The following is a 26,318-nucleotide window of genomic DNA, read 5'->3' as shown; positions in this document are numbered from 1 at the left end:
AAATCTTAAATACAGAATTGAGTATTAACTTTAGCTATAGTCTGAGGTTTGACCGTGCGTTCACAAAGTGTCTCCACAGGAGAATCGCTTTCCCAAATCAGTCTCCCACAAACAGAGAATCACAAACAGTCCCGTGCTTCTAGCCCCCCAGTCGTGCCCAAACGTGCATCTGGTGGTTTTGCTCTCCTTGACAGTCTTCATCGCCACGGCGTTGAATATATTTTTGGTTATCCTGGTGGAGCAATTCTACCAATTTACGACGACCTGTATAAGGTGGAAGCAACTGGTGCTATAAAGCACATTCTCGTGAGACACGAGCAAGGTGCAGCCCACGCCGCCGATGGTTACGCCCGTGCCACGGGTAAAGTAGGAGTATGCTTTGGCACTTCTGGGCCAGGAGCAACTAATTTGGTGACAGGCATCGCCACCGCCTACATGGATTCAATCCCGATGATTGTTGTCACGGGACAGGTAGCACGGCCGTCAATTGGTACAGATGCGTTTCAGGAAACCGATATTTACGGGATTACGCTACCGATCGTTAAGCACTCTTATGTAGTGCGCGATCCTAAAGATATGGCGCGAATTGTCGCCGAAGCCTTCCACATCGCTAGCAGTGGGCGCCCGGGGCCAGTTTTGATTGATGTCCCCAAAGATGTCGCTTTAGAAGAATTTGACTATGTGCCTGTAAAACCAGGTTCAGTGAAATTACGCGGTTATCGTCCCACGGTGAAGGGAAATCCCCGGCAAATTAATGCCGCGATCCAGTTGATTACTGAAAGCCGCCGTCCTCTACTGTATGTGGGTGGTGGTGCGATCGCAGCTAGTGCCCATGAAGAAATCAAAGAACTAGCTGAATTATTCGATATCCCTGTCACCACAACCTTAATGGGGATCGGTGCATTTGACGAACATCATCCCCTAGCTTTGGGAATGTTGGGGATGCATGGCACAGCTTACGCTAACTTTGCCGTTAGTGATTGCGACTTGCTGATTTGCGTCGGCGCTAGATTTGACGATCGCGTGACAGGCAAGTTAGACGAATTCGCCTCCCGCGCCAAAGTAATTCACATCGACATCGATCCGGCAGAAGTCGGCAAAAACCGCGTTCCCGAAGTGCCCATCGTCGGCGATGTGCGGAATGTGTTAGTAGACTTGTTGCGTCGCTGCAAAGAGACAGGCGTTAAGGCTACCCCTAATCAAAACCAAGAGTGGTTAAATTTAGTTAACCGTTGGCGCGATGAGTATCCTCTCATAGTGCCGCACCATGCCGACAGCATTTCACCCCAAGAAGTAATTGTAGAAGTCAATAGCCAAGCACCCAACGCTTTCTACACCACAGATGTTGGACAGCATCAAATGTGGGCAGCACAATTCCTGAAGAATGGCCCAAGGCGCTGGATTTCTAGCGCTGGTTTGGGAACAATGGGTTTTGGCTTACCTGCGGCAATGGGCGCGAAAGTGGCGTTTCCTGATGAAGAAGTCATCTGTATTAGCGGTGATGCTAGTTTCCAAATGTGTTTGCAGGAACTAGGGACACTTGCACAATATGGGATAAATGTCAAGACAATAATTATCAATAACGGCTGGCAAGGGATGGTACGCCAGTGGCAGCAAGCCTTCTATGGTGAGCGTTACTCATGCTCAAACATGGAAGTAGGGATGCCAGACGTAGAGTTGTTAGCTAAAGCTTATGGCATTAAGGGCATGGTGATTAGCGATCGCAGCGAATTAAAAGATGCGATCGCCGAAATGCTAGCACACAAAGGCCCGGTGATATTGAATGCCCACGTCACCAGAGACGAAAACTGCTATCCAATGGTAGCCCCTGGCAAGAGCAACGCTCAAATGGTCGGCTTGCAAAAGCAAGCGCCAAAAGCCGCAACAGAACCAGTGTATTGTAGTCATTGCAATGCCAAAAATGCTCCCACTCACAACTTCTGTGCTGAGTGTGGGACTAAGTTGTAACGCTTTTTGATAATTCTGACCAGATACGAAATATAGGGGCAATTCATGAATTGCCCCTACCGTAAATCAAGGCTTTCACTGTCTTTTTGCGTAAGTCCTAATTTCCTCTCTGAAAAGCTCAGGGTATTTTTCGGCAAGGTATTTGCAGCTGTTATCGTAACTCAAGGGCGATCGCTTGTCTTTGTGACCAAATAATTATTAATTCATAATTCATAAATTTTAAAATGGGTACAGCAGCCCCCACGCTCATTTTGAAATGAGTGGTCAAAAAGACAGTGGAGCATTTCTTGTTCCCACTGATAGCGTTGCGGAAAGCGAGTCCTCGTTCGCGCAGCGTCTCGTAGAGAGCGTCTTTAAATTATGAATTATTAATTATCAATAATAAATTTATTGTTGTGTTGGTTGAATGTTATTGTAAGTAGGACGGCGGAAATAATTTGCATGTTCGTAGTAAAAACTTTAGTCCTAAAAGAAGGACTGAAGTCCTTACTACGAAGTGAATTACAATAATTTCACATTAGAAAACACATAGTTTGAATTATTCACACAGATGTGCGATCCTGCCAAGGATTGTGGTTCTCTAATACCATTAGCCATACCTGACAAATCCCCGCTTCGTTGCTATCCCGCCTCGGAATGCAATACTGCTCGGTTAAGGAATTTCTTGGTTGAGGCAAGCTGTTCTTGAGCAGGGGGAGAAATGGAGGCTGGCGTTGAGTTTTTGCCTCCCCTGCCTCCCCTGCTTATCCGAGCAGTATTGCCTCGGAATGGAATTCCAAGGCTAATAGCTAAAGTCCTCTGAAGCGGATTAAATCAAGAGTGCTGAGTAAGGTAAACGATTTTAGTCCACTTGAGTGGACTTGAGCTATTAGCCTTGCACTTGAGTGCAGGGCGGGATATCTGTAAGCACGACAATTTGACTACTTTAAGCATTTGCTGTTGCAACATTAGAAGAAAGTTGAAGAATAATTCAGCTATTCTGACTCCTGAATTCTGACTCTTTTTTTCTAATTCCTTTGTACACTGCCCCATTTTTTCCACCAGTTATAGATACAGCACTTCGGGCAGCTATGAGGTACATCCTCAAAACTGAAAGCTATGCTAGGAGAGGGATAAGGAGAAAAACTGTATTGCATAATAGCGGGAAGCGCTGTATAGCGATGCCTACGGCTGGCTACGCCTACGCATTTGTTAATTGCACTTATTCTCAAACAACAAATCGATATGGAAAATGAGTAAAAATACAGACAAACTCGTAATTATTTCGTTGAACTTTTAATGAAATAAATCCACATCTAATTTAACAAAGTTTATGGGTTTAATTCCCCAGCAAGACAGGCAGATGCCAATGCGTCAACTAACGGTAAAAACACAACTTCTTTGCTATATTACATTTAAACTTTTTAATAAAAATTAATGAAAGCTGGACAAATTGATACAGAAATGGCAAGGCTAGAAGCCCTCCGCCAGTATCAAATTCTTGACACCGAACCGGAAGAAGCTTACGACAATCTTGCTCAGTTAGCGGCATTTATTTGTGGTACGCCTATCTCCTTGGTAAATTTCATTGATGAAAACCGTCAATGGTTTAAGGCAAAAGTAGGTTTAAATGTATCAGAAATGCCCCGGAATGTTGGCTTATCTTACCTTTGCCAAGAGCAGCGTAATATTGTAGTGGTTCCTGATACCCTAGCTGATGAAAAATTGGCAAATAATGCGGTAGTAACTGGCTATCCTTATGTGCGTTTTTATGCGGGTGTACCCCTAATTACGCCGCAGGGAGATATGCTAGGAACTCTGTGTGTAATTGACCAAGTTCCAAAAGAATTGAACCAAAAACAAGTGGAGGCGCTTGTGGCTCTAAGTCGCTTGGTAATCGACCAACTAGAACTTAAGCGTCATGTAACTGAGGTATCTCAAATTAGCGCGAAGCTAGTGGCGCACCAGCAAGCAGCACACGCCGAGTCAGAATCGGCCAGAATCCGCATTGCTAATTTGCTAGAAAGCATCACTGATGCGTTTTTTGCCTTAGATAAAAAGTGGCGATTCACTTACATTAATGGTCAAGCAGAATTACTGTTGCAAAAAACCCAGAATGAATTATTAGGTCAAAGCATCTGGGAGGTATTTCCAGAATTCATAGACACAACATTCTCTCGTGAGTATCACAGAGCAATCTTAGAACAGGTGAGTGTAGAATTTGAGGAGTTTTATCAGCCACTAAATTGCTGGCTTCAAGTCCACGCCTATCCTGCAAAAGACGGCTTGTCTGTTTATTTCCAAGACATTACTAAACGACGGCGAACAGCAGAAGCACTACGAGAGAGTGAAGAACGCTGGCAATTAGCATTAAATGGTAATAATGATGGTATTTGGGACTGGAACCTCAAGACTAATGAAGTGTTCTTCTCAACTCGCTGGAAAGAAATGCTCGGTTATAAAGACCACGAAGTTTCCAACGGTTGGGATGAATGGACAAAACTAATCCACCCCGATGAGCGAGATTGGGTACTTCAAGCCTTCCAAGACCACTTTGCCAAGAAAACACCCTTTTATGTCTGTGAATATCGAGTCCAGTGCCAAGACGGCAGCTATAAATGGATTCTAGATCGAGGACAGGCACTTTGGGACGCATCGGGTGATATAGTTCGTATGGTGGGTTCTTATACTGATATCACAGATCGCAAGCAGGCAGATGAAGAATTAAAGCGGCAGAATTTGCGATCGCAATTATTTGCCCAAATCACCCTGAAAATTCGAGAATCTTTACAAATAAACGAAATTCTTCAAACTACCGTTACTGAAGTACAAAAACTATTACAAGCTGACCGAGTTTTAATTTTTCAACTAGAGCCTGATGGTTCGGGAACAGTAGTACAAGAGGCGGTGCTACCTGGTTGGCCGATAATTTTGGGAAGAAATGTTTTTGACCCCTGTTTTAAAGAAGAATATATAGAAAGATATCGCCAGGGCAGAATCAGTGCAATGGAAGACATTCAAGCTGCTCACATTCAACCATGCCATCGAGAATTTCTTCAGCAGTTTGCTGTCAAAGCTAACCTCGTAGTGCCAATTCTCGTCAGGGACGGCATTTGGGGTTTGTTGCTAGCTCATCAGTGTGCTGCACCTCGACAGTGGAATAACTTTGAGACGGAGTTGTTACAGCAACTAGCTAACCAAATTGGGATTGCTTTATCTCAAGCGCAACTATTAGAAAAACAAAGCCAGCAAAGTCAAGAACTCGCTCGTTCTAATGCGGAATTGGAACAATTTGCCTATGTCGCTTCCCATGACTTACAAGAGCCTTTGCGGATGGTAACGAGTTATTTACAACTACTAGAGCGAAGATACAAAAATCAACTTGATGCCAATGCCGATCAGTTTATCAACTACGCAGTAGATGGGGCGCGGCGGATGCAGACGCTGATAAATGATTTGTTGAATTATTCTCGCGTCAGCACCCGTGGACAGCCCTTTATAACAGTAAATTGTAGTATTGTCTTAGAACAAGCGATCGCTAATCTGCAAATTGCGATCGCGGATAATAAAGCAATTGTCACTTACGATTCTCTACCTGAAGTAATGGCTGATACTACCCAATTAATACAAGTATTTCAAAACCTGATTGGCAATGCGATCAAATTTTGCCGTCATCAACAGCCACGAATTCACATCGGCGTAGCGAAGCCAAATGGAAATCTAGATGGGGAAAGTTTAAATGTTATACCGTCGGTAGATGAATGGTTATTCTGGGTACGCGATAATGGCATAGGTTTGGAATCCCAGTATGCTGAACGTATTTTTATAATTTTTCAGCGCTTGCACGGTAGAGATAAGTATCCCGGTACTGGAATTGGTCTGGCAATTTGTAAAAAAATTATAGAACGCCACGGCGGCCGGATCTGGGTTGAGTCGAAACTGGGTCAAGGCTCGACTTTCTACTTCACAATTCCAGATAGAGCAGGTAAGCAATCGTGGGCATCATAACACCGATTATGCCTATTGAGGTTTTGTTAGTAGAGGATAATCCTGGCGATGCCCAACTCACACGCATCGCCCTAGAAGATAGCAAAATCTCCATTCACTTGAATGTGGTCGAAGATGGTGTAGAAGCAATGGCATTCTTGCGAAAGCAGGACAAATATGTTGAAGCAGCCCATCCAGATATTGTGCTGCTCGATTTAAATCTCCCCAGAAAAGATGGGCGAGAAGTACTGGCAGAAATTAAAGGAGATGAAAACCTCAAGCGAATTCCTGTAGTAATTTTGACGACTTCCCAAGCTGAAGAAGACATCCTCAAAGCCTATAATTTATGTGCAAACTGTTATATAACTAAGCCCGTAGATTTCGATCAATTCGTTAAAATTGTCCAATCAATAGAAAATTTTTGGTTTGCGATCGTAAAACTGCCACCGGAGTAGTGGAAATGGCAGGTAAAAATATTAAAGTATTGTTAGTAGAAGATAATCCTGGTGATGTATTTTTATTACAAGAGTTTTTAAAAGAAGTTACCACAGTTGTAGTTGATTTGATGCCAGTTGAACGACTTTCGGAAGCACTCAACTACTTAGCTAAGGAACTTTTTGATGTAATTTTGTTAGACCTCTCGCTGCCAGATAGCCAGGGATTAGAAACCTTTGTCATCACTCACCATCAAGCAAAAGCCACTCCGATAATTGTACTAACGGGTATAAATGATGAAACCCTAGCAATTAAAGCAATGCAAGAAGGGGCGCAAGATTATTTGGTGAAAGGGCAAGTAACTGGCGACTTGCTGGTGCGCTCCATGCGTTATGCCATCGAACGTCAACGGGCAGACAACGCACTGCGACAGAGTGAGGAACGATTTCGGGTAGCCCTGAAAAACTCTCCCATCTTCGTCTACAACCAAGATTGCGAGTTACGGTACACCTGGGTTTACAATCCTTCCAATGGATTGACAGTTGAAGAAATGTTGGGCAAACAAGACTTGGATATAATCCCAGTTGAAGATGCTCAACGTCTCACCACAATTAAACGTGAAGTGTTAACCACTGGCATAGGAAGGCGAGAGGAAGTATCAATAACAATCAAAGATACAACTCGATATTACGATTTGACAGTTGAGCCATTGCGGAATGAGTCGCAAGAAATAGTCGGCGTGACATGCGCCAGTATTGATATTAGCGAACGACAAGCCGCACTACGCGATCGCAAATTAGCAGAAGAAAAAATCCGCGAACAAGCAGCATTACTTGATGTCGCCACAGATGCCATTTGCGTGCGAGATTTAAACAATCAAATTATCTTCTGGAACAAAGGCGCAGAAACACTTTTCGGTTGGAAAGCGACAGAAGCTTGGGGTAAAAATGCTAATGAGCTTTTGTATGACGAATTTTCACCAGAAATTGAAGCGGCTTTATTACAAGTTGTTAGTAAAGGAAAGTGGCAGGGTGAGTTAAATAAACTTACTAAAATGAACAAAGAAATCCTTGTTGCTAGTCGCTGGAGTTTGGTGTGCGATGAGCAAGGCAAACCCAAATCAATTCTCACCGTTGACACAGATATTACCGAAAAAAAACACCTAGAAGCCCAATTGTTTCGCGCCCAACGTTTGGAAAGTATTGGCACTTTAGCTAGTGGCATTGCTCACGACCTCAACAATATCCTGACACCTATTTTGGCAGGAGCGCAACTGCTACCGCTCAAATTTCCTGATGCAGATGAGCGAACTCGCCATCTATTAGAGATTTTGGAAATCAATGCTAGACGCGGTGCTGATTTAGTCAAACAGGTGCTATCCTTTGCGCGGGGTGTAGAAGGGAAGCGCATCACTTTGCAACTCAGACATATAATTGTGGAACTAGGCAAAATTCTCAAAGAGACATTTCCCAAATCCATAGAAATTAGCACTGATGTACCGCAGGATTTGTGGATGGTTTCTGGAGATAGCACCCAACTGCATCAAGTGCTGATGAACCTCTGCGTTAACGCCCGCGATGCTATGCCCAATGGCGGTAGTTTAACTATCTCTGCTGAGAATCTGTTAATTGACGAAAATTATGCCCGAATGAACTTGGAAGCTAAACAGGGGCCTTACACAGTGATTACTGTCTCCGATACTGGAACTGGGATTCCGAGAGAAATCTTAGATAGAATTTTCGAGCCATTTTTTACCACAAAAGATGTCGGACAAGGCACTGGTTTAGGACTTTCCACCGTGTTGGGGATAGTTAAAAGCCACGGAGGTTTTGTGAACGTGTATAGTGAACCGGGAAGTGGCACAAGCTTTAAGGTTTACTTACCAGCAGTGGGGGGAATGGAAACATTCACTCCAGAAGAATTGCCACCACAGACAGGACATGGAGAATTGATTTTGGTTGTGGATGATGAAGTTGCAATTCTTGAGATTACCAGAACATCACTAGAAGCTCACAACTATAAAATCTTAGTTGCCAATGATGGCATTGAGGCGATCGCGCTGTACGCTAAAAATAGGGACAAAATTAGTGCTGTACTAATGGATATTATGCTGCCCTCGCTGGATGGTTTAACTGCCATCCGTACCCTGCAAAAAATCAACCCCCAAGTCAGAATTATTGCCAGCAGTGGACTTATGTCTGACAATAAGCTCAGTGCAGTAGCTGCTATTGGTGTCAATACCTTTTTGTCGAAGCCCTATACTGTCAACGAATTATTGCTTTCTTTACAAAAAGTATTATCGTGAAATCTTGTAATTTTCCATTTTTTATCATACGCTTATTAAGCAGCAAGTACATTCTTAAAAGTCCCGTATTTGAGGGCGAATTTAATCTTTGCAAAGAATAATTGCACTAATTACTGATAAAAAACGAAATTAAATCTTCTCGTCAAAAAGGAGAAAAATTAATGCCTTTTGATTTTAACGGTGATGGTAGAGATGACTTTATTCGCCAAGAAAAAGGTGCATATGCTGTTGATGATATTCTCACAGCCCAAGTCTATCTCTCTAATGGAAACGGCACATTTTCCAGCCAACTTTTGACTGATTACACAATCATGAAAGGTGATTTGACCAATCTGATTGTGGCAGACTATAACGGTGATGGTAGAGATGACTTTATTCGCCAAGAAAAAGGTGCATATGCTGTTGATGATATTCTCACAGCCCAAGTCTATCTCTCCAATGGAAACGGCACATTTTCCAGCCAGCTTTTAACTGATTATACAATCATGAAAGGTGATTTGACCAATCTGATTGTGGCAGACTATAACGGTGATGGTAGAGATGACTTTATTCGCCAAGAAAAAGGTGCATATGCTGTTGATGATATTCTCACAGCCCAAGTCTATCTCTCCAATGGAAACGGCACATTTTCCAGCCAGCTTTTGACTGATTACACAATCATGAAAGGTGATTTCACCAATCTGATTGTGGGAGACTATAACGGTGATGGTAGAGATGATTTTATTCGCCAAGAAAAAGGTGCATATGCTGTTGATGATATTCTCACAGCCCAAGTCTATCTCTCCAATGGAAACGGCACATTTTCCAGCCAGCTTTTGACTGATTATACAATCATGAAAGGTGATTTCACCAATCTGATTGTGGGAGACTATAACGGTGATGGTAGAGATGATTTTATTCGCCAAGAAAAAGGTGCATATGCTGTTGATGATATTCTCACAGCCCAAGTCTATCTCTCCAATGGAAACGGCACATTTTCCAGCCAACTTTTAACTGATTATACAATCATGAAAGGTGATTTAACCAATCTGATTGTGGGAGACTATAACGGTGACGGTAGAGATGATTTTATTCGCCAAGAAAAAGGTGCATATGCTGTTGATGATATTCTTACAGCCCAAGTCTATCTCTCCAATGGAAACGGCACATTTTCCAGCCAACTTTTAACTGATTATACAATCATGAAAGGTGATTTAACCAATCTGATTGTCGCCGACTATAACGGTGACGGTAGAGATGACTTTATTCGCCAAGAGAAAGGTGCATATGCTGTTGATGATATTCTCACCGCCCAAGTCTATCTCTCCAATGGAAACGGCACATTTTCCAGCCAACTTTTGACTGATTACACAATCATGAAAGGTGATTTGGTCAATATCATTGCTTAAGTGTTGCGACCAGCAATCATAAATGCTTCGACCTGGATGTGATTAGGGTTAAAGCTAGAGAAGGTGACACTTTCTCTAGCTTTAATGTTTAGGAGGATGTTTGAAAAGTTATGAAGAGGCAAATTTTATGGCGGTGCCTCACCATTGGGGCTGGATTAATGTCTTACGCAAAGGAAAATCCTTAAAATTATCCCGAATTTATGCAACGCCATTACCCCTACACATTAAATCTGAACAACATTACATCCCCTTCCTGCACAACATATTCTTTCCCTTCACTGCGAACCAACCCTTTCTCCTTCGCAGCATTCATCGAACCAGTCGTTACCAAATCTTTATAAGCGACAGTTTCGGCGCGAATAAATCCCCGTTCAAAATCACTGTGGATTACACCAGCAGCTTGAGGTGCAGACATTCCCGCATTAATTGTCCAAGCGCGGGTTTCTTTAGGGCCACAAGTGAAATATGTCCGCAAGCCTAAAAGCATGTAAGTTGCCCGAATCAACGATTTCAAACCGCCTTCTTCCACACCTAAAGACGCGAGGAAATCAGCTTTATCTGACTCTGGTAATTCCACTAATTCAGCTTCAACTTGAGCCGAAACTATCACAACTTGGGCATTTTCTGTTGCAGCAATTTGCCGGACTGTTTCGACAAAATGATTACCAGTTGCCAACTCATCCTCAGATACATTCGCGGCGTAGATAATCGGTTTATAAGTGAGCAGTTCTAACCCTTTAATAATTTCTGTTTCTTCTTCATTCAAGCTTACCTGACGCACCGATTTACCTTCATTTAAAGCCGCAGCTAATTTTTCTAAGACTGTGATTTCAAACTGTGCATCTTTACTGGTACGAGCTTGTTTGCGAGTGCGGTCAATTCGCCGCTCAATTTGTGCTAAATCTGATAAACCCAGTTCTATATTAATGATTTCAATATCTCGCGCTGGGTCAACAGAACCAGCAACGTGGATAATATCATCATTCTCAAAACAACGTACCACATGGACGATCGCATCAACTTCCCGGATGTGGGATAGGAATTGATTCCCTAGTCCCTCACCCTGACTTGCACCCTTAACTAAACCGGCAATATCCACAAATTCAACCCGCGCCGGGATAATTTGTGCCGAACTGGCAATCTTAGCAAGAACATTTAACCGTTCATCCGGTACTGCGACAACGCCGACATTCGGTTCAATCGTGCAAAAAGGGAAGTTAGCTGCTTCAGCCTTAGCATTAGCAACTACAGCATTAAATAAAGTAGATTTTCCGACGTTGGGAAGTCCGACAATTCCGGCTCTTAGCATTTTGGATTTTAGATTTGAGATTTTGGATTACATTACCAAGTTAATCTAAACAGGTTCCGGTATGGTTTGGGGAATTGGCCCTGGAACCGTCTGAGGAATGGGAGCAGGTACTGGTTCTGGTAACGGTTGAGGAATAGCTGGCGCCGGTACAGGTTCAGGACTCGGTAGCGGACTCGGCCCAGGATTGGGTATTTGTGGTTCAGGTATAGAAATCGCAGTAGGATTAATCATCGTAAATCTAAATTAAATTATTCAACCTTCCCACGTTAGATGACAACCTCATCTGTTGACATCTCCCCAAATAGCTATACCCACAAACACATCCTTTACAAACTTACCCCTCTTCTCATTCTCTGCGTCCCTCCGCGCTTCCCTTTGCGCGACGGCAGTCGCTACAACGGGGGGAACCCCCGCAACGCGCTGCCTCCCCTTTGCGTTTAAACTCTAATCCTCAAACTACTCCTCCTTCACCTTCTCCACCACCTCTGGCACTGGATCGTAACCACCTGGATGAAACGGATGACAGCGCAAAATCCGCCGAGTTGCCATCCAGCTACCACGCAACACTCCAAATCGTTCAATAGCTTCAATAGCATACATCGAACAAGTTGGTTGAAAGCGACAAGTCGGGAGAAACAAAGGCGAGATAAACATTCGGTAGCCCCGAATCAGCCAAATCAATAATAATTTCATTGCAGCTACCCAAATCTTATAAATTAGTAACAGGGGTAAAAATTTTCATTTGTCGCATCTTTGTTAATTACATTTTCTGACTTCACCTCAATTCCGCTTTTCTGGCTGCAAATTGCGTTGGCTGTGCCCGCCGAAGGCATCGCTGCAATCTGGGTGTTACTCATCCTCCTAATTGCATGGGTGGTAAACCGCTTTGCCGATAAGCCAGAAATCGTGCGGAAGATAGTTCATATTGGCACTGGTAATGTGATTTTAATCGCTTGGTGGCTAAATATTCCCGCTAGCGTAGGGATTACAGCTTCTATTTTAGCCAGTGCAATCACTTTATTATCCTACCGATTGCCCATTCTTCCTGGTATTAATAGCGTTGGACGGCAAAGTTTAGGGACATTTTTTTACTCTGTCAGTTTCGGTATTTTAGTTGCCTGGTTCTGGTATTTACAACAACCCCAGTACGCAGCACTCGGAATTTTGGTGATGACTTGGGGAGATGGATTAGCAGCCTTGATTGGGCAACGCTTTGGTACACACAAGTATAAAGTTTTTGGGACAGAAAAAAGTTGGGAAGGCTCCCTCACTATGATGCTCGTTAGCTATGTCGTCAGTAGTTTGATTTTAGTTGGAACTCAAGGAAACAGTTGGCAAACTTGGGCGATATCGTTGATAGTGGCAGTTATAGCTACGGCTTTAGAAGCTGTTTCATTTTTGGGTATTGACAATTTGACAGTTCCTTTGGGTAGTGCAGCCCTTGCCTTCTTTTTAAGTCAGTTAGTCTTGAGTTAGTAATTGCCTTGAGTGCTATTTTCTAATTGAGCAAACAAGAGATATTCATTGTTAGTTAATAAATATAATGCTTCTGGGTTGAGTCCAATACAGGTAAGTAAGTTTGTAGTAAGGACTTTAGTCCTTATTTTCAAAGCACTAAAGTCCTTACTACAAACCCTCAAAACTGATTTACTGGTTTAGTTTAGCAGTCCGATCGCCATTTCAAGATACATCTTAGCCTTGTGCAAGTTAAGCAAGCTCTCTTGGTCGTATCTGTCAGGGTAGCTCATAGCTTTGCCTTCCATCGTCAGCTTGATCAGTGCTGCTTGCTCATCAGTGGGTGAATTCATCTCATCTACCACCCCTTCGAGGAATTGAGTAACGCTAAAGCCTGGTGACTTCAACCCTCTTCCTTGCCTTATTTGAGCGATCGCTATCTGTGGAAATGCCATCAAGCTAACAATCCAACTGGTCTTGTACCCTCCATTCCCAGTAGGCTTCAATCCGTAACGCCTACATAAATCTCTCAACTCAGCAATAGTTTTGATTTCGAGTTCTGACCTTGTGAACATAAAATAGAGTTACCCATGAGTTACAAGTTTTCCAGGCAAGTACTCACCGATTTTAAAGTGTAACTCGTTGTTAACATCGACTTGAAGCTATATTTACGTTTCTACATAAATGGCTAAAGCTAAGGGTAAACCTGAAAATTTTGGAAACCAACCAAGCAAAGAATTAACCGAACAATTAAACTTCCGTGTCACCAAGGAAATGAAGGAAGAGGTAAAGGCTAAGGACGATCCTCCTGAGTTTTGTCGCCAAGCTATCCAAAAAGCACTAAATGAAGATAAAGACTAAAGACGACCCTCCTGAGTTTTGTCGTCAAGCTATCCAAAAAGCACTAGATGAAGATAAGGAGAAGTCAACTTAACGTGAAAAAGGCGGTTAGAAACCGCATCTACACAAGCAAAACCCACACTTCGACAAGCTCAGTGACCGCCTTCGTGGGTTAAGAACCGAATGGCACTAAGAAAAGATACAGTCCTTGTCCTGACTGGTTCCCAGCCTCCAGGCTGGGAACCCATTCTAGGAGGCTCCGCCTCCAGTAGCTTGACGAGAGGCAGCAGCCCATGAGAATACATTCCCAGCCTGGAGGCTCTTAACGAGGCTACACAAGCCTTTGCGCTTTTCTTAGTGCCATTCGGTTAAGAACCCTTGATTTTGTATTAGTCCACGGAGGTGGACTTTGTTTGTATAGCCGCGAATTCCATTCGCCCTGGCTCTAAGTTGACACTTTATTAATAAGTCAAACTTTTAATTTAATTGAGGTGGGATGCCTTCGCTATACTGAGATAAAATCCAATCGAGTAAAATCGGATTGACTAACTCCGGCGCTTCATCCTGCGGACAATGCCCCACTCCCTCTAAAGGAATAAACTTTTCTACTTGGGGAAAGTTAGCTAATTCTCTCCCTAACTTAATTGGTTCCCACGGATCAGCCGTTCCCCACAAGATAATCACTGGACAAGCTAACAGTGGTAAAAGTTCTTCAGGTAATGGCCCTGTAGAATAAGAAGTAAAAGCAAGAAAAACAGCCCCAGCCCCCGGATCACTTGCTGGTGAAGTGAGAATATCTACTAACTCATCTGTCACCATCTCAGCATTCGCATAAGCTTGCAGCAGAATTTTCCGCACTGTTTTCGGTTTGGCGAGTTGATTGAAAAAGAAATCACCAACTGGTTTGATAGATAACAGACGTTGCAGTACAGGCGCTCCGTAACGACGAGATAAAGGTAAAGTTTCCCGTTTGCGATCGTGCAACAGCCGTAAAGAACAGTTGAGCAAAGCAACTCCTAAAGCAATATCTGGGTTGCTTACTGCTGCTTGCATGGCGACAATACAGCCAATAGAATTTCCCACTAAAAAAGCTGGCTCACCCACTACTTCACGGCAAAAATCTGCTACTTGCTGTCCCCAAGTTTCTAGTGTGTAGTTAATTTTTTCACCAGGTTGAGGTTTTGCGGAAGCACCAAAACCAATCAAATCGATCGCATAAACACGGCAACTTTGTGCTAACACAGGAATGTTCTTTTGCCAATGCCACCAAGAAGCGCCAAATCCATGCACGAGGACAACAGCTGGGCCAGTAGTTCCTTGGGTTTGATAGCAGATGGGGAAATCTTGCCAAATCCAGGTTTTTCTAGAGTTAAGTGCTGTTTTTGAGCTTGAGGTTGTCATAAGAAATTTGATGAATACAAGGGTAAAAGCCTTTCAGCAGCAAGACAAGACGCAAGTAAAATTGTTTTGAATTGGAATAAAATTTATCAGATTTTCAAAGTAAATCCTTTGCTTTAGTGATAGCTTAGACAGACACCACGAAAGCTTCTAGGCTGATAGTTTTATCTAGCATAGATTTCCGTGTTGTTGATAGAGGTAATTTACTCACAACTTAATTAGAAATCATAACTTCTAGAATGTGAGTAATATTTTCGCTATTTTTAGATGTGAGCGAATTAGCATCACTGCTAGATTCAGTAGTTTCACAATTTACGATCGCTAATGCAAGTCTATAACATTGTCAAATATGAGGCATCGGCTAAGGGGTGGTTTGCAACTGGAAACTGACGCTGAATTTAACAATCTCTTTCTTGTTCCTAGTTCTGCGAGCCAGAAATTATGAATCTACTAGAAACAATCGATACTCCCATTGGGAGCTATGCACCCGATTTTGAACTGCCAGGAATTGACGATCAAGTACACCATCTCAGGCGTTATCTTGAGAAGTTCCGAGCAGTGGGCGTTATTTCCCTATGTAACCACTGCCCTTATGTAGAGTGGTATATAGACAGGTTAAAAAACATTCAAGCCGAATTTGCACCACAAGGCTTCACACTAATTGGCCTGAATGGTAGTAATGTTGATCGCGCTACTAGGCCAAGCTTTGAAAATATGAAAGCTTTTGCCGTGCGTCACCAGTTGAATTTCCCCTACCTGTGGGACTCGACTCAAGATGTGACCGGTAGTTTCGGTGCAACAAAAACACCAACGGCCTTTCTAATCGATACTAACGGTATAGTCCGCTACAAAGGAAAAATTGATAATCATCCTCATGACCCATCATCGGTGGGAGAGGATTATTTGAGAACTGCGATCGCTGCTCTGCTTCAAGGTCATAAAATAGACACACCACAAACAGAACCAGTCGGGACTACATTGATTTGGCGTAACTAGACATAGATAGTCCCTGTAACTGCTATCTTAAGTTGGAGGCAATTGCAACTTTTTTGATAAAGCGGAACTTCATGGGAACGAATTACCGACGGGTTTTACTCAAACTGAGCGGTGAAGCCTTAATGGGCAACATGGGCTATGGCATTGATCCAGAAGTGGTCAAAGGCATAGCACAAGAATTAGCAGAGGTGATAGCCACTGGCACTCAAATCGCCATAGTTGTTGGCGGCGGCAATATTTTTCGTGGCGTCAAAGCAGCGTCGGCGGGGATGGACAGGGCAACCGCTGACTATATTGGGATGATTGCCACGGTAATGAACGCCATGACACTGCAAGATTCGCTAGAACGCATAGGAGTACAGACGCGGGTGCAAACTGCGATCGCTATGCAAGAATTAGCAGAACCTTATATCCGTCGTCGTGCCATCCGCCATCTTGAAAAAGGGCGGGTGGTAATTTTTGGTGCTGGTTCTGGAAATCCCTTTTTTACTACAGATACTACTGCGGCATTAAGAGCCGCAGAAATTGATGCTGAGGTGATTTTTAAAGCCACCAAAGTAGATGGAGTATATGATGCTGATCCTCATATTTATCCTGACGCCAAGCGTTACAATAGCCTCACTTACGCACACGTTTTAGCCAAAGATTTGCGGGTGATGGATAGTACTGCGATTGCTTTGTGTAAAGAAAATAATATCCCAATTCTGGTATTTGACCTAACGGTGAGAGGTAACATCCACCGAGCAATTATGGGAGAATCTATCGGCACGCTTGTGGGAGGTTCTTGTGAAATTAGCTGAAGCTGAAAGTACGATGCAAAAAACCGTTGAGTCAACTCAACGAGCTTTTAACTCAATTCGCACTGGTCGCGCCAATGCGAGTCTATTAGATAAGGTATTGGTGGACTATTACGGTTCGCCTACTTCCTTAAAATCACTAGCAAATATTAGCACACCGGATGCTACGACGATCTTAATTCAACCCTACGAGCGCAACACCCTAAACATCATTGAGAAAGCTATTTCCCTCTCAGATGTGGGTTTAACACCCAGTAACGACGGTTCTGTAATCCGGTTGAATATTCCGCCTTTAACAAGCGAGCGTCGTAAAGAATTTGTCAAAATGGCATCTAAATATGCTGAAGAGGGTCGTGTTGCTATTCGCAACATTCGCCGCGATGCCATAGACGCGATTCGCAAACAGGAGAAAGCCTCTGAAATCTCCAAAGATGAATCAAAAGACCAACAAGACAGCTTGCAAAAACTGACAAACGAGTATACTGCCAAAATAGACTCACTGTTAGCAGAAAAAGAAAAAGACATCACGACTGTTTAAAGTTTAATGTCTGAAGCATAAAGGCTGAAGGATGATGGATAAATTCTTCAGCCTTTATTATTTCTTAGGTATTTAACAAAAATTGATCGACTATCTCAATAGAAAATAAACTAATTCTGGAGCAAAAATTTAATATGTACGACTGCATCATCGTCGGCGCTGGGCCAGCTGGTGGAACAGCTGCATATCATTTAGCCAAACAGGGTCGCTCAGTATTAGTGTTAGAAAAAGAATCCTTACCCAGATATAAGCCTTGTGGCGGTGGTGTATCTCCAGCGATCGCTCAATGGTTTGACTTTGATTTTAGCCCAGCGATTTCTGTGAAAGCCGACTCCCTTCGCTTTACCTGGAAATTGGGCGACCCCGTGGAAGCAAAAATCGCAACAAAAGAACCAGTCTGGATGGTGCGACGAGATATTTTTGACCATTTTCTAGTGCAGCAAGCACAGAAGCAAGGGGCTGAACTCCGAGATAATACGGAAGTAACAGGTATTGAATTTCAAAGTGACTATTGGCAAGTTAACACAGCCAATGGCCCAGTTACAGGTCGCTACTTAATCGCGGCTGATGGCGTCAAAGGCCCAATGGCAAAATGGCTAGGCTTCAAAGACCGTAAACGCCGTTTAGCAGGAGCTTTGGAAGCAGAAGTTCCCGCAATTGTCAAGGACAAATCCACAATTCACTTTGAGTTTGGCTTGGTGAAAAATGGCTACATTTGGAACTTCCCGAAAGCTGATGGTTATTCCATTGGTGTCGGTACATTTGTCGGCGGCGAACCCCAAGACTTTAAGAAGATTTTAGATGAGTACGCGCGATCGTTTGATGTAGATATCAAAACTAGTAAGCAGTATGGTTATCCCCTTTGCTTGTGGGATGGCAACCAAAAATTGCATACTCAAAATGCAGTTTTGGCTGGGGAAGCTGCTTGTGTGGTTGATCCCATGACAGCAGAAGGCATTCGCCCCTCGATTTTTAGTGGTTTGATTGCAGCAGGAGCCATTAATGAGGCTCTTTCTGGTGAAATTAACGCTTTAGAAAAATATAGTGAAGTGATTAGTGAAGAATGGGGTACTGAGATGGCTTGGGCGCAAAAATTAGGTGGAGCATTCTATCGCTTTCCTGGCATTGGCTACAAAATTGGTGTTAAGCGCCCCTCTGGTGCCAAAATCATGGGTAAGATTCTGTGTGGAGAACTGCGCTATGGCGACGTTACCGATCGCGCCCTCAAGCGTTTAATTCCTGGTTTTGGAGGTTAACTATTAAGGATTAGGAATCTCTAGCAAAGAGACGCCCACCCTACAAAAATTAATCATCTCTTGTAGGGTGGGCGTCTCGCCATTGGTGTCAACTTAACGTGAAAGCCAGTCTAGAATCATTCGTGACAGGCTAAGACTAAATTACTTTTGTCAATTAGTAGTTACGCTGAAAAATCACTTAAATACAGGGTATTAAAATAACTTATATACTGACTTTTTCGGACAATAATGAGTGATGCATTTAGAGATTAAGCGTAGGCACAGCCCGCCGTAGGCATCGCATCCCCAAAAATAATGTTTTTTACCCCTATTTTGGCAAAATTTTAAGCACTATTACTTATTGACAAATTGTTTAAAACCTTAACCTGTCAAGATCAGAACGAGCTTTTTCGCTGTTAATAGCAGTCGCTAAAGTTAGGTTCTCATCCAGCACCCGCTTTAGCAAGTCAGAGGGCTGCACTCCGCCTACAGTCAGAAACAGATTGCGTGTCTCTGACAAAGTTAAGCTAAATGCATCTCTGACTTTAAGGAGACTAAAATCACTGTATGCCATAGACTTTTGCTCCAGTTCTATCTTAATAATGCATGGCTTGCCCGTTTTTGCAAGATATTATTTGAAAGACAAGCTTCGTTAGCAGGCTCGCCTCTCAAATATTGCACCTGAACGCGAAGTTAAAAATACCTAGAGAAAAGCCAGATAATTACTCCAGTTCCCAATACACAAAAAATTCCCGCCAAGCCAGCTAGGGGCTTTTTATTCTTACCTGTGAACAAATCAGAGACTTTACCTGTATAAGTAATTAGTTCTGCTGTGTCTATGGTAGCGATTGCCCATATCCATCCCGCGTGCAATCCCCATGCTAAACCCAAATTATTGCTAGAGGCAAAGCGTGCCAACACCAGCACTATTCCCATCAGCCACAATCCAGGAAGTTGGGGTGCGGTTTCACGTTGCTCCCAAACTAGGTGTAGCAAAGCAAATATCAAGCTAGAAATTACTGCTGCTACCCAAACTGGATAATCTTGCGCTAATTCAGTAAACAGGAAACCGCGAAAAACTAACTCTTCTATCCCACCGACTAATAACCCTATCAAGAAAATCGGTAGCAGGATGGGTAGTAGTAACTTGAAATTCGTCTTTTCAAAAGAACACCACCCTAACCCGAATTGCCCACCAAATACAACAGCTAGGCTCACCACTCCCAAACCGAAACCTAGTGCTAAAGAACCAAGAGTTGAAAGATTCCCAACAAAGCCGTAATCCGAAAAAGATTTATTGGTAAGCCAACTAATTCCCCACAGAATCAGGGGAGCTAATAGGTAAAGTGACACCAATAACGGCATCTTTTGCTCTGGCTGTAAAGGTTTAGGGGGTTGCCAATTGAGCAATATTGCTGATACTGTTGCCACTGGCAACCAGCAAACTATCCAGAAAATAAAAAATGCCATCACTACAACTAGTGCTGGTGCATTTTCCATAAACGCCAATAAAGCGTTGACAGAAGACTCAAAGTAAGTTACTAAACTAAACAAAAAAACACGATAGACTTCTTGCACTATAGATTTCTTGCTGATTAATCAAGACTCTACTAAAATTGGTGACTTCTGCAAGGGGTCTAATCGTATTCTCTACTTGTGACAAAATTTTCTAAATAGAGCTAGTAGTACCGCAAGGCGGAAGTCACGCATTCATGCATTCACCCATTCAAAAAGCTTTAATTTTGGACTTTCTGACTGTAATGAAATGGTAGGTTTATTTCCGCCGATCTGTACTAGTAGTCTGTCTCATAAGTTCTGATTGATTAGTTTGTTACCAAAACCCTGTAGAGACGCGAAATTTCGCGTCTTTACAACCCAGCAAAATTAATGGGACAGACCACTAGTTTCCTGTCGGGTAAGGACAAGTTATCATCACCTGAAACTTATCCCTACCATCAGCTTTCTTTACTCTTCGTCTTCCAAATCTTCGTCTGATTCGTCGGAGTCTATATCTTGTGAGCTTAGTTTTTTGTCAGTTTCACCGAGTTGAATCAGGTGAATATGTTTGTATCCCAATCTAATTTCAAACTCATCTCCAGCCTTTAAGCCCATTGCTTTGGTGTATGTCGCACCAATCACAATCTGACCATTTTGATGGACACTAACCCGATATGTCGGTTCACGACCACGACCATCTTTAGGTGCTTCTGGACTTAGAGGAATACCTCTAGCCGAGAGCAAAGCGTCATAAAAATCAGTGAGATTGACACGAACCTGGTTATTCTTAGTAACAGTGTAATAGCCGCACTGTTTAGCTCTTTCTCGGCGTGGTAAAGTGGAAAGTTCTTTTACTTTCGCAAGTAGTGCTTTTCCGGTTAATGGCGCGGTTGCAGTTTCAGTCATTATGCTCAAATTTTCCTTACTCTCTCCAAACTGATAAATAATGTAGTCTCATGCCAGCATTAGGCTTTTTAGCATTTGCATAGAGCTACTTAGGACTCTAGTGTAGCGGGTCAATTCCTGCCGATAGGAGCCAAAAGCACTTCTATATATGGTTGTCCACAACCACTTAGAGGTCATAGTTGCCATAGAAATTAATTTTGCTGATTTCACGGCACTTTTAACCATTATTCGCCATCAGAAATGAAATTATTTTCTCTTTTGGCGCTACTGTAGCGGTGTAACTTTCAGCCACCTTTACAAATTGGGTTGATTCTACTCCAAATAAGTCGTAGATCCTAAAAAATGCAGGTTTTCCACTTTTAGTGCTTGCTTCTCTGGCCAATGATCAGATAGAGTTTTTTCTACTCATCCTCTCAAACTTAGGACAGCATAGTATTTCAATAGAGTCCTACGGGCTTATGCCCTTTTGTCCTGCCAGTAGAGACGCGAATTTTCTTGTCTCTACATTACGATTCAACAAAGCAGTAGTAGCCGCGCTGATACGGCTATTGATTCTGTTTTGTGTCTTCGTAATTTTATATTAAATACTAGCATGGACTAATAATAGCAAAATAGTTGTTTAATTTTGAATTAAAGTTGCTGGTAAATTTTTATTTAAATTTCTGGACTTAAAGCTTGGAAAAAGCAGTGAGGATTTTCCTAACCCTTTATTGCAAGCGTGAGTATTGGTCTATGCCTTTTATAAAAATTTATCTAATTTAGACGAGCAGTTTTGACTAATGTGTTAAATTCAAGATTTTCTTGATTGGGAGGAGGCAAAAATCTAAAAGTCTCGCGCATCCAGGATCCCCGGTATAAGAACTTTTATTTGAAAGTCGTGAGGATTTTTCCTCGCTTTATTATCTTTTGCTCAAAAGCAGTCAGATAATTTTGTACGTCTGTCTATGGGAAGAATAAATCTCTTAACATATACCTATCGCTTGATTGCCACTACTATATATTGAACATACCCAAGTTACACTTCTATATAATCAAAAAATTTCGTCAAGCGGTAGCTTCTGCTGAATTTTCTAGTTAGTTGCTCTGACTCAAGTTGACATCAGGACGTGTCTCTAACCTGACATGCATTTAATTGGGATACGATCGCTAGGTCAGAGATGAAGGTAAAACGCTCTTTCCTTTACATTCCTAAACAGGTAAATTCAATGCAAAGCTATAATTACATTTTTGGCGCTTTATCTGAGAATTTGACACAAATTTTGCCTACAGCACTGCTATAAGTGAAGTTTGAATGGTTATCGTTAAACTAGAATCAGTCGCTCTTTCATGGTCAGCCTATTAACACTAGGCTTTGAATGAAGGTCAAAAAAGTATAGCTCATTTTTCACAACTACCTGCCTTGAATCATGATTTTTGAGGCTGGTGAAGCAATTTTAAAATTTTGGTTAGTGGTCATGGAAGTTATTTTTAAGGTCATTCGACAGCAACAAAATTCCTCCCCAGTGGTGCAAACCTACCTTGTAGAGGCTCAAGCAGGTAATACAATTCTGGATTGCCTCAATCATATTAAGTGGGAGCAAGATGGAACTTTGGCATTTCGCAAAAATTGCCGTAATACAATTTGTGGTAGCTGTGCTATGCGAATTAATGGGCGTTCGGCTTTAGCTTGTAAGGAAAATGTTGGCAGTGAACTTGCCAGATTACAACAAATACCATCATCCCAAAGTAAAGTAAATCCCATTCCCGAAATTACGATCGCACCTCTGGGCAATATGCCCGTGATTAAAGATTTGGTTGTAGATATGAGCAGCTTCTGGAATAATCTAGAAGCAGTTGCTCCTTATGTGAGTACAGCAGCACGACAAGTACCAGAAAGAGAGTTTTTGCAAACACCACAAGAGCGATCGCGCCTCGATCAAACTGGTAACTGTATTATGTGTGGTGCATGTTACTCTGAATGCAACGCCCGTGAAGTTGATCCAAACTTTGTTGGGCCCCATGCGCTTGCCAAAGCTTACCGGATGGTAGCAGACTCCCGCGATAGCGACACCAAAAATCGTTTGGAAAGCTACAACGAAGGTACTAAAGGCGTGTGGGGTTGCACCCGTTGTTTGTACTGTGATTCAGTTTGTCCAATGGAAGTTGCACCATTAGAACAAATCACCAAAATTAAACAAGAAATTCTCACCCACAAACAAGCAAGCGATAGTCGCTCAATTCGTCACCGAAAAGTATTGATGGATTTAGTTAAAGAAGGTGGTTGGGTTGATGAACGTCAATTTGGTTTACAAGTTGTCGGCAATTACTTTAAAGATTTAAGAGGATTACTCAGTCTTGCACCCCTCGGTTTACGAATGATCCTCCGGGGTAAGTTTCCCTTGTCCTTTGAAGCTTCTGAAGGTACAGAACAAGTGCGTAAGCTCATTGAATCTGTGCAACAGGTAGAAAACAAAAGTTAAGAGTTAAAAGTTAGGAGTTAGGAGTTAGGAGTTAGGAGTTAGGAGTAGCCCTTTCAAGGTGAGTAAAAATTTTGTTCAAAAAATTTCTCCTTCATCTCTTGCCTCTATGTTCTCTGCGTCTCGGTGGTTAGATAAATTACTTTTAAACCGCAGAGTCACAGAGAACACAGAGAAAAAAAAGAGATTTTTCGAGTCACCTTGAAAGGACTAGAGTTAGGAGTTACGCATTGTACAAAATGACTATGATGTGTCTCAACGAAAATCCGTTGTTTCAGACTATTGGCTACTAGCTTAATTATCAGGCTTAGGCGCAGCCCGCCGCAGGTATCGCTGGCTAATGGTGAAAAAATCAAACTTGAATGCCTGAAAATCCATACGCATATTTAATTGCTTCTGTCAATGCGTAACTCCTAGAATTTTAACTCCTAACTCCTCACTCATAACTCCTAACTCTAATTCAACGTGGTTCTTGAGGTATATTCAACGGCTGTCCATAACGGTCATATACTAAAACATCCCACTGACCGTTGTTACTGGATTCAAAAGCAATCCTACTACCATCAGCGCTAATTGTAGGGTTGCGAACTTCAGATTGTAGGTTATTAGTCAAATTGCGTGATTGGCGTGTTTCCCTGTCGTAGAGAAAAATAGCCGATCGCCCCTGACGGCTAGCACCAAACACAACATAACGACCATCTTGGGAAACGCTAGGATGAGTTGCGATCGCATCAAGGGAGTTTAAACCCGGCAAATCAACCAAATCACGAGTCACCGTATCAAACATATAAACATCTTGGCTACCGCGTCGGTCAGTAATAAAAACAATGTATCTCCCAGAAATTTGGGGATTTAATTCTGACGCTAAACTATTGAGACTCCGCCCCCCCGGATCAAAGGGATAACTCAAAAGGCGAGGGTAACCAAAACATCCAGTCAATAAACTAAAGGATAAAAATGCAGGTATAAAAAAAACACGTTTCATATAATTTAGTCATTAGTCATTAGTCAATAGTCTCACAACTCCTAACTCCTAACCCCCAACTCTTGTACAGACGCGATTAATCGCGTCTCTCCTAACTCCTACGGAGGTGAACCTACAGTTGCACCATTAGGAATATCTAACTCAATATTTGGCCCCCGGTCTAGGACTTCAATATCCCACTGACCACGGCTGGCGGTTTCAAAGACAACATAACGTCCATCTGGGCTAATATTTGGTTTTCTGACCCAGCCGCGATAGGTTGGTGTGACGATTTGCGACTGTTGTGTAGCGCGATCGTAAAGCGCCACTACTGGTCTACCTTGGTCACTAGTAAGATAAGCAATATAACGCCCGGTATAACTCAAGCTAGGACTTTCAGCAATTGTCTCCGCTCGGTTTATCCCCGGTGTACCAATAAACAGTTGCCTCTCTAAATCGAAAACCAGTAGCTGTTGATTACCATTCCGATTAGATACAAACGCTAAAAAGCGCCCATTTCCACTCAAAGCAGGTTGCTCCTCAGTGTAGCGACTGTTGAGGGAAGTAGGCCCTATAGAAATATCGTTATAACCACAAGATGCAAGCAAACTTGTTAAACCAAAAACCAGGCTCCAATGAATTGGTCTTTGGAGCCAAAATGTAGGCGTAAATTTTTCCACCTCAACTGTTTTCCGTCGCCTTTAAACCTAGTGTCACCCCAACTGTTTTAAACATCGTCATCAAAATCGGTCGAATTATCTCGCCCCTCATTTGGCATTTCAACCGGGTTGTATGGCACATAATCAGTTGGGATCGCCTCATCATCTTCGCGTGGTCTTCGAGGAGTTGAGTCAGTCGCTGGACGACGCCTTCTTGGTCTGGGAGCAACATCATCTTCCCGGCTTTCTGGACGCCCAGACCCGTTATTACTACGCCGAGAAGGTTTTTTGACTTCCCCTCCCGAACTTTCCCAATCATCAACTTGCCTAGATGAAGAACCCCAATTTTCTTCTTCAGAGCTTTCAGAAGGGCGATTCACAGGACGCCCAGAAGTCCGGCGCCGCGTTCTATCAGATGGGGCCTGTCTTTCACTACTGCTGCTGTTGCGGCGTTCTGAACGACGGGGGGGTTGCTCCTCGTAGTAGTCATCACGAGTGGAAATCTCATCCCTGCTACCGCGAATCCGGGCACGCACGGGGCGATCTTCCTCATCTTCATAAGGCAGTGGATCTAAGTCTGCCTCCATCTCAGCCCCATACCTCTTGCGATTGCGGTTCATTGAATAATTTCCGCTTACCTCTCGCTCATCGTCCACAATCGGAGTGTTGCGCTTTGCTTGCTGGGTAGCTATACTCCGCAGACGAATACTTTCAACTGCAAAAAACACAGTTGTGCCAACTAATAGCAGTTGACCAAATTGTAGAATCGGGTCTAAGCGCCATCCTTGAAACACGAGAATGAAGCCGCAGAGCAAACCGACTGCCGCAAAAAAGATATCTTGATCCCGTGACAATTCTGGACGCACAGTGCGGAGAAAATACAGTGCTGCCCCAGCCACAGCCAGGAAAATTCCTAGAATACTGGCTGAGTTTGCCCCAAAATTTACCTGAGCCAGAAAACTGGCTGAGTTCAGCCCAAAATTTATCATTGCTGTTTTCCCAATATCAAATCTATGTTAGCGAGTCACAATTAAAATCACTACTGTAATTAGAGACGATATATTGAAGCTTCAAAGCCTCTGGCAAAGAAGCTCTGAAGCTGTTCACCGAAAAATAAAAAAACCTATGCCTGTTAGCTACAACTGCTTCTAGCGGCAAACACTGCTGCTTTTAGTGCAATTATAAATAGCTAACAGACAATCGGTT

Annotated in this window: 23 protein-coding genes; 12 read left to right on the top strand and 11 right to left on the bottom strand. The window is 42.8% G+C overall.

Features of this window, described 5'->3' with window-relative positions:
- The first annotated feature begins 54 nt into the window (after nt 1-54).
- The 5 genes from ilvB to D1367_RS02835 all read left to right on the top strand — a co-directional run bounded on the left by ilvB (nt 55) and on the right by D1367_RS02835 (nt 10,062).
- A complete protein-coding gene (gene ilvB, locus D1367_RS02860; RefSeq protein WP_118162594.1) occupies nt 55-1,968 on the top strand; it encodes a biosynthetic-type acetolactate synthase large subunit in 1,914 nt (637 codons plus the stop codon).
- Nucleotides 1,969-3,384: 1,416 nt separating this feature from the next.
- Nucleotides 3,385-5,955, top strand: a complete 2,571-nt coding sequence (locus D1367_RS02850; protein ID WP_118162589.1) for a GAF domain-containing protein — start codon at nt 3,385-3,387, stop codon at nt 5,953-5,955.
- A gap of 8 nt (nt 5,956-5,963) precedes the next feature.
- Nucleotides 5,964-6,389 carry a response regulator gene (locus D1367_RS02845; protein WP_118162587.1) on the top strand — a complete coding sequence of 142 codons (426 nt, stop codon included), beginning with the start codon at nt 5,964-5,966 and terminating at the stop codon, nt 6,387-6,389.
- Between the two features lie 5 nt (nt 6,390-6,394).
- Complete coding sequence (locus D1367_RS02840; RefSeq protein WP_118162584.1) at nt 6,395-8,674, top strand: hybrid sensor histidine kinase/response regulator; 2,280 nt, start codon at nt 6,395-6,397, stop codon at nt 8,672-8,674.
- Between the two features lie 161 nt (nt 8,675-8,835).
- The gene (locus D1367_RS02835) at nt 8,836-10,062 is read left to right on the top strand and encodes an FG-GAP repeat domain-containing protein (protein ID WP_118162582.1); all 1,227 of its coding nucleotides are present in this window, start codon (nt 8,836-8,838) and stop codon (nt 10,060-10,062) included.
- Between the two features lie 217 nt (nt 10,063-10,279).
- Here the strand turns inward: D1367_RS02835 and ychF are convergent, their stop codons facing one another.
- From ychF to yidD, 3 genes are all read right to left on the bottom strand, one after another.
- Complete coding sequence (ychF, locus tag D1367_RS02830; RefSeq protein ID WP_118162580.1) at nt 10,280-11,371, bottom strand: redox-regulated ATPase YchF; 1,092 nt, start codon at nt 11,369-11,371, stop codon at nt 10,280-10,282.
- Nucleotides 11,372-11,416: 45 nt separating this feature from the next.
- The gene (locus tag D1367_RS02825) at nt 11,417-11,602 is read right to left on the bottom strand and encodes a hypothetical protein (RefSeq protein WP_118162577.1); all 186 of its coding nucleotides are present in this window, start codon (nt 11,600-11,602) and stop codon (nt 11,417-11,419) included.
- Between the two features lie 225 nt (nt 11,603-11,827).
- Nucleotides 11,828-12,064 (bottom strand): membrane protein insertion efficiency factor YidD, encoded by a 237-nt coding sequence (gene yidD / locus D1367_RS02820; protein ID WP_094330550.1) that lies wholly within the window; start codon nt 12,062-12,064, stop codon nt 11,828-11,830.
- 60 nt (nt 12,065-12,124) lie between these two features.
- Here yidD and D1367_RS02815 point away from each other — a divergent pair, with 60 nt between their 5' ends.
- Entirely contained in the window at nt 12,125-12,847 is a 723-nt protein-coding gene (locus D1367_RS02815; RefSeq protein ID WP_118162575.1) for a diacylglycerol/polyprenol kinase family protein, read from the top strand.
- 179 nt (nt 12,848-13,026) lie between these two features.
- Here D1367_RS02815 and D1367_RS02810 read toward each other — a convergent pair whose 3' ends face one another.
- On the bottom strand, nt 13,027-13,401 hold the full coding sequence (locus D1367_RS02810) for an SAP domain-containing protein (RefSeq protein ID WP_118162573.1): 375 nt from the start codon (nt 13,399-13,401) through the stop codon (nt 13,027-13,029).
- A 109-nt stretch (nt 13,402-13,510) separates the two neighbouring features.
- On the opposite strand from D1367_RS02810, the gene D1367_RS30390 reads away from it, so the two are divergent.
- Complete coding sequence (locus D1367_RS30390; RefSeq protein WP_181985047.1) at nt 13,511-13,687, top strand: hypothetical protein; 177 nt, start codon at nt 13,511-13,513, stop codon at nt 13,685-13,687.
- Between the two features lie 456 nt (nt 13,688-14,143).
- Here D1367_RS30390 and D1367_RS02805 read toward each other — a convergent pair whose 3' ends face one another.
- Nucleotides 14,144-15,067: an alpha/beta fold hydrolase gene (locus D1367_RS02805; RefSeq protein WP_118162571.1), complete on the bottom strand. Its 924-nt coding sequence runs from the start codon at nt 15,065-15,067 to the stop codon at nt 14,144-14,146.
- Nucleotides 15,068-15,505: 438 nt separating this feature from the next.
- Between D1367_RS02805 and D1367_RS02800 the strand changes: the two genes are divergently transcribed.
- From D1367_RS02800 to D1367_RS02785, 4 genes are all read left to right on the top strand, one after another.
- On the top strand, nt 15,506-16,060 hold the full coding sequence (locus D1367_RS02800; protein WP_118162569.1) for a thioredoxin family protein: 555 nt from the start codon (nt 15,506-15,508) through the stop codon (nt 16,058-16,060).
- A 71-nt stretch (nt 16,061-16,131) separates the two neighbouring features.
- Nucleotides 16,132-16,860: a UMP kinase gene (gene pyrH, locus D1367_RS02795; RefSeq protein ID WP_118162567.1), complete on the top strand. Its 729-nt coding sequence runs from the start codon at nt 16,132-16,134 to the stop codon at nt 16,858-16,860.
- On the top strand, nt 16,847-17,395 hold the full coding sequence (gene frr, locus D1367_RS02790; RefSeq protein WP_118162565.1) for a ribosome recycling factor: 549 nt from the start codon (nt 16,847-16,849) through the stop codon (nt 17,393-17,395). Before pyrH ends, frr begins: the two co-directional genes overlap by 14 nt.
- A gap of 134 nt (nt 17,396-17,529) precedes the next feature.
- Nucleotides 17,530-18,651, top strand: coding sequence for a geranylgeranyl reductase family protein (locus tag D1367_RS02785; protein WP_118162563.1), 1,122 nt, complete (start codon nt 17,530-17,532; stop codon nt 18,649-18,651).
- A 352-nt stretch (nt 18,652-19,003) separates the two neighbouring features.
- On the opposite strand, the gene D1367_RS02780 is transcribed toward D1367_RS02785, so the two are convergent.
- The 3 genes from D1367_RS02780 to D1367_RS02770 all read right to left on the bottom strand — a co-directional run bounded on the left by D1367_RS02780 (nt 19,004) and on the right by D1367_RS02770 (nt 21,033).
- Nucleotides 19,004-19,204 carry a hypothetical protein gene (locus D1367_RS02780; protein WP_228674659.1) on the bottom strand — a complete coding sequence of 67 codons (201 nt, stop codon included), beginning with the start codon at nt 19,202-19,204 and terminating at the stop codon, nt 19,004-19,006.
- 119 nt (nt 19,205-19,323) lie between these two features.
- Nucleotides 19,324-20,130, bottom strand: coding sequence for a CPBP family intramembrane glutamic endopeptidase (locus D1367_RS02775; protein WP_181985187.1), 807 nt, complete (start codon nt 20,128-20,130; stop codon nt 19,324-19,326).
- A gap of 465 nt (nt 20,131-20,595) precedes the next feature.
- Nucleotides 20,596-21,033 (bottom strand): AbrB family transcriptional regulator, encoded by a 438-nt coding sequence (locus tag D1367_RS02770; protein ID WP_118162560.1) that lies wholly within the window; start codon nt 21,031-21,033, stop codon nt 20,596-20,598.
- Nucleotides 21,034-22,487: 1,454 nt separating this feature from the next.
- Between D1367_RS02770 and D1367_RS02765 the strand changes: the two genes are divergently transcribed.
- Nucleotides 22,488-23,492, top strand: a complete 1,005-nt coding sequence (locus D1367_RS02765; protein ID WP_181985186.1) for a succinate dehydrogenase/fumarate reductase iron-sulfur subunit — start codon at nt 22,488-22,490, stop codon at nt 23,490-23,492.
- Between the two features lie 457 nt (nt 23,493-23,949).
- Here D1367_RS02765 and D1367_RS02760 read toward each other — a convergent pair whose 3' ends face one another.
- From D1367_RS02760 to D1367_RS02750, 3 genes are all read right to left on the bottom strand, one after another.
- Nucleotides 23,950-24,474, bottom strand: a complete 525-nt coding sequence (locus D1367_RS02760) for a TolB family protein (protein WP_118162554.1) — start codon at nt 24,472-24,474, stop codon at nt 23,950-23,952.
- A gap of 98 nt (nt 24,475-24,572) precedes the next feature.
- Nucleotides 24,573-25,133 carry a TolB family protein gene (locus D1367_RS02755; protein ID WP_109007294.1) on the bottom strand — a complete coding sequence of 187 codons (561 nt, stop codon included), beginning with the start codon at nt 25,131-25,133 and terminating at the stop codon, nt 24,573-24,575.
- Nucleotides 25,134-25,180: 47 nt separating this feature from the next.
- On the bottom strand, nt 25,181-26,101 hold the full coding sequence (locus D1367_RS02750) for a Ycf66 family protein (RefSeq protein WP_118162552.1): 921 nt from the start codon (nt 26,099-26,101) through the stop codon (nt 25,181-25,183).
- Nucleotides 26,102-26,318 lie beyond the last annotated feature (217 nt).

This window comes from Nostoc sphaeroides (genome assembly GCF_003443655.1).
In the GTDB taxonomy this organism is placed as follows: Bacteria; Cyanobacteriota; Cyanobacteriia; order Cyanobacteriales; family Nostocaceae; genus Nostoc; species Nostoc sphaeroides.
The sequence above is the reverse complement of the archived record's forward strand: the minus strand, read 5'-3'. Positions and strand labels throughout refer to the sequence as shown.